This window comes from Pseudoalteromonas sp. P1-30 (genome assembly GCF_001400005.1).
GTDB classification, from domain to species: Bacteria; Pseudomonadota; Gammaproteobacteria; order Enterobacterales; family Alteromonadaceae; genus Pseudoalteromonas; species Pseudoalteromonas atlantica.
Window position 1 is genome coordinate 180165 of the sequence record NZ_LKBC01000002.1, and the last position, 11881, is coordinate 192045.

Annotated in this window: 14 protein-coding genes; all 14 read left to right on the forward strand. The window is 40.5% G+C overall.

Translation table 11 applies throughout. From position 1 onward, the window contains the following. Positions 1-95 precede the first annotated feature (95 nt). Positions 96-2888, forward strand: a complete 2793-nt coding sequence (locus AN395_RS04305; protein ID WP_024033786.1) for a monovalent cation/H+ antiporter subunit A — start codon at positions 96-98, stop codon at positions 2886-2888. After that, on the forward strand, positions 2888-3241 hold the full coding sequence (locus AN395_RS04310) for a Na+/H+ antiporter subunit C (RefSeq protein ID WP_004585893.1): 354 nt from the start codon (positions 2888-2890) through the stop codon (positions 3239-3241). Before AN395_RS04305 ends, AN395_RS04310 begins: the two co-directional genes overlap by 1 nt. Further along, entirely contained in the window at positions 3238-4755 is a 1518-nt protein-coding gene (locus tag AN395_RS04315) for a monovalent cation/H+ antiporter subunit D (protein ID WP_054982207.1), read from the forward strand. The genes AN395_RS04310 and AN395_RS04315 overlap by 4 nt, the downstream gene beginning before the upstream one ends. Further along, positions 4755-5291, forward strand: coding sequence for a Na+/H+ antiporter subunit E (locus AN395_RS04320; RefSeq protein ID WP_054982208.1), 537 nt, complete (start codon positions 4755-4757; stop codon positions 5289-5291). Before AN395_RS04315 ends, AN395_RS04320 begins: the two co-directional genes overlap by 1 nt. After that, on the forward strand, positions 5285-5554 hold the full coding sequence (locus AN395_RS04325; RefSeq protein WP_004585896.1) for a K+/H+ antiporter subunit F: 270 nt from the start codon (positions 5285-5287) through the stop codon (positions 5552-5554). Before AN395_RS04320 ends, AN395_RS04325 begins: the two co-directional genes overlap by 7 nt. 9 nt (positions 5555-5563) lie before the next feature. Continuing rightward, entirely contained in the window at positions 5564-5896 is a 333-nt protein-coding gene (locus AN395_RS04330) for a Na+/H+ antiporter subunit G (protein ID WP_004585897.1), read from the forward strand. Positions 5897-6188: 292 nt separating this feature from the next. Then, on the forward strand, positions 6189-6686 hold the full coding sequence (locus AN395_RS04335) for a DUF2059 domain-containing protein (protein WP_054982209.1): 498 nt from the start codon (positions 6189-6191) through the stop codon (positions 6684-6686). A 150-nt stretch (positions 6687-6836) separates the two neighbouring features. After that, positions 6837-7274, forward strand: coding sequence for a MerR family transcriptional regulator (locus AN395_RS04340; protein ID WP_024033781.1), 438 nt, complete (start codon positions 6837-6839; stop codon positions 7272-7274). Then, the gene (locus AN395_RS04345) at positions 7271-9514 is read left to right on the forward strand and encodes a heavy metal translocating P-type ATPase (RefSeq protein ID WP_054982210.1); all 2244 of its coding nucleotides are present in this window, start codon (positions 7271-7273) and stop codon (positions 9512-9514) included. Before AN395_RS04340 ends, AN395_RS04345 begins: the two co-directional genes overlap by 4 nt. Positions 9515-9524: 10 nt before the next feature. Next, positions 9525-9875 (forward strand): cupredoxin domain-containing protein, encoded by a 351-nt coding sequence (locus AN395_RS04350; protein ID WP_024033779.1) that lies wholly within the window; start codon positions 9525-9527, stop codon positions 9873-9875. Positions 9876-9976: 101 nt separating this feature from the next. Further along, positions 9977-10192, forward strand: coding sequence for a TIGR02450 family Trp-rich protein (locus tag AN395_RS04355; protein ID WP_054982211.1), 216 nt, complete (start codon positions 9977-9979; stop codon positions 10190-10192). A 538-nt stretch (positions 10193-10730) separates the two neighbouring features. Next, the gene (locus AN395_RS04360) at positions 10731-10943 is read left to right on the forward strand and encodes a calmodulin-like protein (RefSeq protein WP_004585903.1); all 213 of its coding nucleotides are present in this window, start codon (positions 10731-10733) and stop codon (positions 10941-10943) included. A 420-nt stretch (positions 10944-11363) separates the two neighbouring features. Then, positions 11364-11567: a hypothetical protein gene (locus AN395_RS04365; RefSeq protein WP_024033777.1), complete on the forward strand. Its 204-nt coding sequence runs from the start codon at positions 11364-11366 to the stop codon at positions 11565-11567. 73 nt (positions 11568-11640) lie between these two features. Then, entirely contained in the window at positions 11641-11847 is a 207-nt protein-coding gene (locus AN395_RS04370; protein WP_054982212.1) for an EF-hand domain-containing protein, read from the forward strand. Positions 11848-11881: the final 34 nt, after the last annotated feature.

The window sequence follows — 11881 nt, forward strand, 5'->3', positions numbered from 1 at the left end:
ACGTATTAATGTCGTTTAAAAACAGACAGTAAAAGCATCTTTTCGTGATGTATAAAACGTAAGGATAAACTTATGATTATAAAAGGCCCTACATTATGACTTTGCTCTGGATACCTTTGTTATCCTTAATTGGCAGTGTTATTTCTTCATGCACCGGCAAACTATCCCGTACGCAAGCTGCAGCTGTCACTGTACTTGCCCCTTTAGCAGCATTAGGTATTACGCTATACCACACCCCCGCTATTTTAGCAGGTGAAACGATTCGTTATGCTGTAACGTGGATCCCCGCTGTTGGACTGGACTTATCATTTCGTCTTGATGGCTTGAGCTTACTCTTTATGTTTATGATTTTAGGCATAGGCATACTGGTAATTACCTACGCACGTTATTATCTGAGTAAAAACGACTCCTTAGCTAAGCTGTATAGTTACTTATTGCTGTTTATGACCGCAATGCTGGGCATTGTTATGTCTAACAATGTTATTCAGCTTTGGCTGTTTTGGGAATTGACCAGCATTAGCTCGTTTTTATTAATTAGCTATTGGTGGCATAAAACAGAAGCACGAAAGGGCGCTCGCATGGCGCTAGCTGTTACCGGTGCCGGTGGCTTAGCATTGCTGGCAGGTTTAATGTTAGTGGCCGATATAGTTGGCAGTTACGACCTAGATGTAATTTTAGCTAGCAAGGCAATTGTTCAATCACATGATTTATACGAAACAGCACTGGTATTAGTTTTGCTAGGTGCATTTACTAAATCGGCACAGTTTCCATTTCATTTTTGGCTTCCTCACGCTATGGCAGCCCCAACCCCTGTTAGCGCGTATTTACACTCTGCGACTATGGTAAAAGCAGGTATATTTTTATTAGCGCGTTTTCACCCAGTACTTTCAGGTACAGATACTTGGTTTTTACTGGTTGGTTTAACCGGTTTAACAACGCTTTTATTTGGCGCTTATATCGCCTTATTTAAACACGATTTAAAGGGTCTGTTAGCGTACTCAACCATTAGCCATTTAGGGTTAATTACCCTGTTATTGGGCCTAGATACTGAGCTCTCTACTGTGGCGGCAATATTCCATATTATTAATCATGCCACGTTTAAAGCCTCGCTATTTATGGCAGCAGGTATAATTGACCATGAAACCGGCACTCGTGATATGCGTAAGCTTAATGGTATGTGGCGGTATTTACCGTATACGGCCACACTTGCCATGGTTGCGGCTGCTTCAATGGCGGGTGTGCCATTGCTTAACGGCTTTTTATCTAAAGAAATGTTTTTTGCCGAAACCTTACATCAGCAAGTGCTTGGCTCTATGTCGTGGTTAATCCCGGTGTTAGCCACTATTGCAGGGGCGTTATCGGTGGCTTATTCGTCGCGTTTTATTCACGATGTATTTTTTAATGGCGAGCCAATTGATTTACCACGCCAGCCGCATGAGGCTCCGCGTTACATGCGACTCCCTATTGAAGTATTGGTTGTGCTGTGTGTGCTGGTTGGTTTGTTCCCGCATTTTTCAGTCGATGGCATTTTATCTGCTGCGTCTTTGGCTGTACTTGGTCAAAAGGTACCAGAGTACGAACTGGCTATATGGCATGGTTTTAACTTACCGCTATTAATGAGCGCCATGGCGGTAGTGGGTGGTTTGTTTATTTATATAAATCGTAAATACCTATTTCAATTTCAAGCATCATTACCGCCACTTAATGCTAAAAAAACCTTTGAGCTAATTGTGCTTAAAGTTATTAATTGGTGCCAAAGCAGGGTAAACACTATCGAAAACGGCTCATTACAACGCTACATTTTTGTAATGCTGGCGGTGGTATTGTTATGTGCCGGTTGGCCATTATTTGAAATGCAACAATTAGCGGGCAGTATGCCGCGTATTCCGGTTGATGTTCATAACGCAATAGGTGCAGGCCTACTGATTATAGGTGCTTTTGCTACCGTTATTTGGCATCGCTCACGCGTAGTTGCGTTACTAATGATTTCTATTGTAGGGCTTATGGTGTCGGTGGCGTTTACGCGTTTTTCTGCGCCCGACTTAGCGCTTACGCAATTAACGGTAGAAGTAGCAACCGTTATTTTATTAATGTTGGCGTTGTTTTTCTTACCACAACATACGCCTAAAGAGTCTAGTTCGTTACGAGTACTCAGAGATTTAGGGATAGCCTCAACATTAGGTGTTGTGGTGGCAAGTATATGTTATGCATTACTTACACGGCCACTCGAATCGATATCAGATTTTTTCATAGCCAATGCCAAAACTGGAGGTGGCGGTACCAATGTAGTGAACGTTATTTTGGTTGATTTTAGGGGCTTTGACACCCTAGGCGAAATAACCGTATTGGGTATTGCAGCGTTGGGTATATTTAAAGTGCTTTCTCGTATTCCATTGTTCATGCCAGCAAGTGATGGTGAAGGGCGCCCATGGGCACGCGAACGACACCCTATACTACTTGCCAGTATTTCGCATAGCTTATTACCGCTTGCATTATTAGTATCGGCTTATATTTTCTTACGTGGTCATAACTTACCTGGCGGCGGCTTTATTGCAGGTTTAGTAACATCAATTGCCTTTATATTGCAGTACATGGCTCATGGCTCAGCTTGGATAAGCGAGCGCTTTGCAGTCAACTACCGGAAAATTATTGCATCAGGTATCGGTATTGCCTTGTTTACTGGAGTCGGTAGCTGGTTCTTTGAACGGCCGTTTTTAACTACGTGGTTTGATTATTTCGATATCCCATTTATTGGCAAAACAGAACTTGCAAGCGCAATTGTGTTTGATTTAGGCGTTTATTTAACAGTGGTTGGAGCCACGTTAATGATATTAGCAAGCCTTGGCAACATGACAGCAGATACCCAGAAAAAAGAGGTAAATATTTAATGGAGCTATTGTACGCATCTTGCGTTGGTGTATTAGTTAGTTGTGGTGTGTTTTTACTGCTAAGAGCCCGTACGTTTCCGGTAGTGCTTGGCCTTACTATGATTTCCTATGCCGTTAACTTATTTTTGTTTTCTGCGGGTCGCTTAACCATAAATAAAGCGGTTGTGCTTGGTACAGGGGCTGAATATGCCGACCCTTTACCTCAAGCACTAGTACTTACTGCAATAGTGATAGGGTTTGCAATGACTGCGTTTGTGGTTATTTTGGCTATACGTGGTAGAGCCGATTTAGGAAGCGATCATGTTGATGGGCAAATCATCAAAAGTGCAGCCGATAGCAAGGAGCAAAAATGATTCAACATTTAACCTCTTTGCCTATTTTATTACCTATGTTGGCAGCGGTAATATTGCTTTTGCCACCCTGTGGTAAAAGTTTACGTATTCGCCGTATTGCCTCATCAATCATGGCGGTGATCACATTTGTTGTTAGTGCATTGCTGTTAATCCATATATATAACAGTGGTATCAATGTATACGCTATTGGTAATTGGTCTGCTCCTTTTGGCATAGTGCTTGTTGCCGATATGCTTTCTACTTTATTGGTTGCACTCACATCCTTTTTAGGAATGGGAGTCATTTTATATGGCTGTGCCGGCGATGATGCAAAAGGAAACTTTTTTCATCCATTAGTTCATTTTTTAATATTAGGTGTTAATGGGGCATTTTTAACGGGTGACTTATTTAATGTATTTGTGTTTTTTGAGGTGTTGTTGATTGCCTCATACTCACTACTTATGCATGCCGGTGATAAACAAAATACCCGTGCAGCGCTCCAATACGTCATATTAAATTTGGTTGGCTCGAGCGTATTTTTAATTGGTCTAGGTATTTTATACGGCGTACTGGGTACATTAAACATCGCTGATATGACGCAAAAAGTAGCCCTGTTAACGGGCGATGATGTCTATTTGGCGAAGGCCGGCGGCTTACTGCTGTTAGTTGTATTTGCTTTAAAAGCCGCATTGCTCCCTTTGCACTTGTGGCTACCAAATACTTATGCCAGTGCAAAGCCTGTGGTTGCCGCTTTATTTGCTATTATGACCAAGGTGGGTGTATACGCCATGCTGCGCGTTTATACCGTTATTTTTGGTGAGCAAGCCGGTGAGCTTGAACATATGGCGCAATCGTGGTTATGGGGCTTAGCCATTGCTACTATAGTGGTTGGTGCAATTGGCGTAATGGCTGCGCAAGATTTACGTAAGTTAACGGCAAATTTAGTTGTTGTATCAGTGGGCACGTTAGTCGCTCTAATTGCACTGCAAAACGTAACTGCAACAGCTGCACTGCTTTATTATTTAGTACACTCCACCTTAGTCAGCGCTGCACTATTTTTATTAGCTGATTTAATTGCCACACAAAGGGGCAAAGTAGGGGATAGACTGGTTGCCGGACGAGCCGTAAACCAACCTTACTTATTAGGAGCATGCTTTGTAATTGCTGCATTAACCGTAGTAGGTATGCCGCCGCTATCTGGATTTGTTGGAAAAGTTTGGATCCTCAAAACAACCTTAAATAGCGAGCAAGCCTTACTATTTTGGCCTGTTTATTTAATTGCTAGCTTTGTTTTATTAGTTGCACTTTCTCGTGCTGGTACAAGTATGTTTTGGGAAAGAAAAGGCAATAAAACAGAAAGCGCCGAGGGCGAAAATGCTCACCCATTACAAGTGATGATAATTGTAGGGCTACTTGCGTGCTCACCTTTGTTAGTTGTTTTTGGCGGACCAATAAGTGAATACATGGTCAGTGCTGCTACGCAATTGCATGATATAAGTGGTGGCATTAATGCAGTTATGAAGGGAGGTGAGTAATGAGGTTACAAGCCCGTTATCGTTGGTTGCCAACGCCGTTTCGTAGTTTGTTTTTATTTTTAATTTGGTTGTTGCTTAATAATAGTGTATCCGCAGGGCATATAGTATTAGCTACGTTTTTTGCGATATTTATACCGCTATTAAGTGTTTCATTACGTGACCCGCAACCTTTAATACTAAAACCAGGTTTGGCACTAAAACAATTACTCATTGTACTTTACGATATAGTGGTTGCTAATTTACAGGTAGCCTTATTAATCGTTGGCCCAGCTAAAAAGTTACGCCCTGCTTTTGTTAAAGTGCCTATAGATTTAATACACGATATGCCCATTACAATTCTTGCCAGTTGTGTATCTCTTACACCTGGTACAGTAAGTGCCGAGGTATATCCTATTCCTGAGTCACTAGAGGAAGGCGAAAAGCCTAAACAGCGCTATTTACTTATACATGTGCTTGATTTAAAAGATGAAGAGGCACTTATTAAACAAATTAAACAGCGCTACGAAGCTCCCCTAAAGGAGATATTTCAATGTTAGATACTGTATTACTTATTGTATTTGCCATGATTGGTTTATCGTTACTGTTAAACCTATGGCGATTAATTATAGGCCCCTCAGTGCCTGATAGAGTTTTAGCCCTAGATACTATGTACATTAATGTTATCGCGTTAATTATTTTATACAGCATTAGTATGGGCACTGGTTTGTACTTTGAAGCCGCGTTATTAATCGCGATGCTTGGCTTTATAAGTACTGTTGCAGTATGTAAGTATTTACTACGCGGCGACTTAATTGAATAGGATATTAAAATGATAAGCGAGTGGGTTGTATCAATATTACTACTTTTTGGTGGGCTATTTATTTTAATAGGGTCGCTGGGCTTAATTAAATTACCTGATTTTTACATGCGCTTACACGGCCCTACTAAAGCAACAACACTGGGTATGGCCAGCATATTAATTGCTGCAATGGTGTTTTTTGCCACGTCGGTGCACACCATAAGCGTAAAAGAGATTTTAATTACCGTGTTTTTATTAATTACTGCCCCTATTAGTGGGTATATGTTAATAAAATCAGCGATTCATCATAAGCTTAAAGCAAAAGAAGGCACAAAAGGGCTCGATAACGTAGAAGACGATTAGCCCCAGTGCACTGATAAAAAGGCCAAATAAACATGTTTTATTTGGCCTTTTTAGTATGGATTTACACATTTACAAACTATTTTATACCCATTCGCATAATTAAGTAATTTATTCTGAGGCTGGTAAAACGTGTTGATAATTTAGTAAAAAAATTAGCTATTTAGTTGTTCAGAATGAGCATTTTTTAACGTAAGTAACGGCACGTTTAGTCCCGTAAAATGAGTAAGTATTATTGCGGATTGATATTAATCATGTGAGTATGGTCTTACTTTTTATATTTAAGGATATGACAATGGCTAAGGCACTATTACTTTCGTTACTTATATTTTCTGGCAGCGTATTGGCTGACGAGGCAACTAAGCAGCAAAAAATAGACGAGCTAATAAACGTGATGAACATGGATGCTATGGTTGACTCAATGTACGGGCAAGTTGAAGGCATGATGAAAAACATGTCTGCACAAATGGGTGTTAAGCCCTCTGAGCAAGCTATTTTTGATAAATACTATGCAGATATGACCAACGTACTTAAAACCGAAATGAGCTGGAAAAAAATGCAGCCGATGATGGTTAACGTTTACGACAAACATTTTAACGAGCAAGAAATTGCCGACATGCTGGCGTTTTATAAAACTGAAACAGGGCAAAAAATTCTTCAAAAAATGCCTGTAGTAATGCAAGAGTCTATGCAAATGTCGCAAAGCTTAGTGCAAGATGCAATGCCAAAAATTCAGCAAATAGCCGGTGAGCTAAGTGAAGAGCTAAAAGCCTCTCGCCAACAAGAAAATTAATCTCTCTGCCTCTTTTTAGGCGCGCTCATTAGCGCGCTTTTATTTTATCAGCTCCAGTAAATTTAAATTATGCTTTAATGCTCCCCTCTATTGACCTGTGTGTCACACATAGGTTTACAATTGAGCTCTAAAATCTAAGGGGGCTAAATTATGTATGTTAAGCAATTAGCGAAGTTAATGGGTGTAACGCCTGATACAGTTCGTCATTACACACGAATAGGCCTTTTAACGCCCATACGTAGCCAAAGTAATGGTTATCAACAATATACAAAAGCAGACCGCCAACGTTTACAGTTTATTATAAGCGCCCGAAAGCTCGGGTTTTCCCTAAAAGATATACAGCATATCATTGGCGAGTCAGAACAAGGGCATTGCCCATGCCCACTTACACGGCAAATTATTGCAAAACGTTTAGAAGAAACCGAAGCCTTGTTTCAAGAAACCCTTAAATTACGAGTGCGTATGCAAGCGGCGTTAAAGCAGTGGGAAACATCGGCAGATGGCGCTGTTGCAAGTGATGTGTGTAGCTTAATAGAGACGTTTGTTGACCCACTTGTTGAGCCAAACAAAAGCGGAGATGTGCAATGAGTAGCAGTAAAACAACAGAGCAAAACTTTATTATTGAAGGTGCTAATTGTGGCAGTTGTGTAGCCAAAATAGAAAAAGCCCTCAATAGTGTGCAAGGCGCAAACAATGTCGAAATGAACTTTGCAGATCGCACGGTACGCGTAGAGGGCAGCGCGCAGCAAAGCACATTAATTAGCGCCGTTGAAAATATAGGCTACAGCGCAAAACCTATGGATAACACATCAGAGCAAGATGCGCTTGATGAAAAAGCCAAGTCAGACGAGGCACATTACAAAAAGCTAATGCGCAACATGATGCTGGCTTTAGGTGTGGGCGTACCGCTTATGATTTATGGGCTTATTTTTGATATGAGCGTGACAACCACTAACCAGCGAATTGCATGGGGTGTGGTCGGTATTATCACGTTTGTCGTTATGGCTGTAGCAGGTAAGCAATTTTATAAAGGTACTTGGCAGTCATTTAAAAATCATGGGGCTAACATGGATACGCTTATTGCTTTGGGAACGGGCACTGCGTGGTTATATTCAATGTTTGTTGTACTTGCGCCTAGCTTACTACCTGAGGTTGCAAGGCACGTTTATTTTGAAGCTTCTTCAATGATAATTGGGTTAATTAGTTTAGGCTTGGCTTTTGAAGTGAAAGCGCGTGGACGTACTTCGCAGGCTATTAAGCGTTTAATTGGCTTACAAGCAAAAACAGCCCGTGTAATACGCGATGGCGCAGAGCAAGATATAGACATTAGTGATGTGCAAAAGGGCGACCATGTAAGGGTACGCCCAGGCGAAAAAATCCCGGTAGATGGTAATGTGCTCGAAGGTAGCAGCAGATTAGATGAATCTATGCTCACGGGTGAGCCTATGCCAGTGAGTAAACAAGCTGGCGATAAAGTGGTTGCTGGCAGCATTAATAAAAGTGGTACATTATTATTTGAAGCCACACATATAGGCCAAGAAACAACCCTTGCCAATATCATTAATATGGTAAAACGCGCGCAAAACTCTAAGCCTTCAATAGGGCGATTAGCCGATGTTATATCGGGCATTTTTGTGCCCACAGTAATGATAATTGCGATACTAGCAGCCCTTGCATGGTTGAATTTTGGCCCAGCCCCTTCAATTGCTTATGCGGTGGTAGCGTTAACCACCGTGCTGATTATTGCATGCCCGTGTGCGCTGGGTTTAGCAACGCCTATGTCGGTAATGGTGGGAATAGGTAAAGCCGCCGAGTTTGGCATATTAATTCGCAAAGGCGAGTCACTGCAAACTACCTCTAAAATTACTACCATGATTTTAGATAAAACCGGCACCATCACCCAAGGTGCACCACAGGTAACAGATGTTGTAACGTTTAATAACGCAGATGAAAATAACGTAATGCAATTAGTTGCAAGCCTCGAGAGTAGCTCTGAGCACCCACTTGCGGAGGCGATTACACAGTACGCTCAAAAACAAAACGTAACCTTGAGTAAAGTTACCGACTTTGATGCGATTACCGGTAAAGGTGTAAGTGGAACGGTGAATGAGCAAACACTGTTATTTGGCAATAAAGCGCTTATGGATAAATACGAGATTGCAGTTGATGACGCCACAGAGCAAGCACACACCTTTGCAAATGATGCAAAAACCCCGATGTACTTTGCCTGTAATAACCAACTTATGGCCTTAATTGCGGTGGCGGACCCGCTAAAAGGAGACTCAGTACAGGCAATCAAGCGCCTGCACAATGAAGGTATTCATCTAGTAATGCTCACTGGCGATAATAAAGCGACCGCACACGCTGTGGCTAAAAAAGTCGGTATTGATGATTTTATCGCAGAAGTGTTGCCAGAGGATAAAGTAAACGAAGTCACTAAACGCCAGCAGCAAGGCGAGATTGTAGGTATGACGGGTGATGGGATCAATGATGCCCCCGCGCTTGCTAAAGCAGATGTCGGTTTTGCAATTGGCACAGGTACAGATGTAGCCATAGAAAGCGCCGATATTACCTTAATGCGTGGCTCACTGCATGGCCTTGCCGATGCTATTGCCATTAGCAGCGCAACAATTAAAAACATTAAACAAAACTTGTTTGGTGCCTTTATTTATAACGTTGCGGGCATTCCTATTGCAGCCGGAGTGTTGTATCCGTTTATTGGTGTACTACTAAACCCAGTAGTGGCGGGCGCAGCTATGGCGCTTTCATCACTGACAGTAGTCACCAATGCTAATCGCTTACGTTTTTATAAACCCAATAAGCGCTAAGGAGTCGATAATGTTAATGATAAATTTACTTGGTGCAGTATTAATAGTGGCCATTATTTATTGGTTTTGGCTTTATAAGCCAAAGCAAATACACAGTAATGATAATACGCAAACTATAGTGGTAGATAACGGCGTTTATCAACCAAGTCATATAAAGGTGGCGGCCAATAAAAAAGTCACACTTACATTTGATAGAAAAGACAGTGCACCGTGCGCCGAAACTATGGTGTTCCCGCAGCTTGATGTAAGTGAAAGCCTTGCAATGGGAGATAATAAAATCACTTTGCCTGCACTTAAAGCAGGTGAGTACGACTTTCATTGCCAAATGAAAATGTATAAAGGTAAGTTAATCGCTGAGTAACCAGTGAGTTGATGAAGTAACATTAATACGGGCTAACTTTATGTTGAGCTAAACAACGGGTTATGTCGTATTAGTGTTAATTAAGCACACTAGATTATTTAATGAATAAGTTAAACCCTAAAAAATTACTAAACAGTAAGTGGACTGCCACTCCAACTATCAATAAAGAAAAACACTTTATCATTGTAGAAGTAGAATACGATGAAGAGGGTAATGTAATTGAATGCATTACCGAGTCGGTATTTTCTAAAAATCAGTACTCAATACGCTGGCGAGATTTAAAAGACACACAAAAATGGCGTCAAGGCTGGAAGTAGTTAAATTGTTTTTATACCTTAAATCGCCAATTTGTTATGCCCAACAAAATGCAATGCGCTCCCTTTTTAATCCCTTCCTTTTACTAAATTCGCCATTTGGCAACAAATGCCTGTTTTTTACAGGCTTGCCATGCTTTTAAAAAATAAACGCTAAAAATTTTATAAATATCAATATATTTCAATTGGTTATGTTTTAGGTTTTATGACGTTTAATTGTTTTAATTAAGCTGTTCAGCTTTAGTTTATTCTTAAACTTCCCCACGTTATGTTTTTAGTTAGCTTTTAGCTCGTGTGTGGCTTTTTTATAAATCATAAGTTGTTGATTTTAATGGTTTATTTTAAGTAGCTCATCTAGCTGTTGCTAAAAAGCAACAAAAATACCCCTCGAAACTTAATTTTTTCATATACTTATCGTATAACTCATTGTTTATTAGGTGAAAATAAAACATGGCACTGAAGTTGTAATAGCTAAGCTGTATTAAGCAAAACGTGGGTAACGCCAATTGGCTACTCCCCTAACCCTATGAAGGATTTCATTATGAAAAAGGCACAATCAACATTGGTATTAATGGCTTTAGCCTCTTCATCAGCGGCTTTTGCAGTAACAGATTTTGACACACTCGATAAAGATGGCAGTGGCACATTAAGCCCGTTAGAAGCATCTGCTGATGCTGAATTAATGAGTCAGTTTACAAAACTTGATACTGACAAAAACAACGAGCTATCTAAGAGTGAGTTCGACAAAGCATAAGTGAGTGCTTTGAGTAGTTAACGCCCAGTGGCACGTTAATTCTGAGTTGCCAAAGACAACCTAAGTAGGCAAGGGAGCTTACCATAAAGAATAACAAGGATAGTGTAATACACAGGGCACTTTATTATAAACACATAGCGAAGGAATCGTTATGTAAAAGCGATACCCAACTTTGCTTGCAATAGCGCTGGTATTTTCTGGCACATTTGCAAAGTTTGACACCAACAAACGGTAAACTTTTTAAAGCAGAGGTTTTACAAGCGTAGATGATTAATGCGCTGTGGTGTAAGCATGATTCTGAGTTGCCAAAGACAACCTAAATAGGCAAGGGAGCCTATTAAAAAGAATAACAAGGAAGTGAATTGTAACCACCTCAGTGCAAATTTATACAGGTAATGCATATTATTGAAGGATTACATTATGACTAAGCTGAAAACAACACTTGTACTTATCACCTTGGTGTCATCATCGGTGGTATTGGCAAATACAGAGTTTAAAACACCTATGCAAGGCGAAGGTGGTTTAACAAACCAAAGTGATCAATCAGCAGAACAAATAATGCAGCAATTAAATATGCAAAGCCGAAATGGCCTAACCGAAAACGATTTTTTTGAATACAAATAACCGATTCTCCCTTTATGGATCTCAGAAAAGGATTTCTTCCCCTTTGCCAAGCACTTAGCCTAAGGAAATGATTATGAAAAAATTTATCGCACTTCTAGCACTTGCCTCTTCATCAGCGGCGTTTGCCGCGGTCGACTTTAACAGTTTTGATGCCAATGGCGATGGCGTAATTAGCAAAACAGAAGCACAAGCCAACGCACAGTTAGCACGGTTATTTGATAAGCTCGATACAGATAAAGATGGAGAGCTTTCACAGCAAGAATTTTCTAAAGTACAATAATTTTATGGCGTAGTTTTACACTTAAAATTTATCA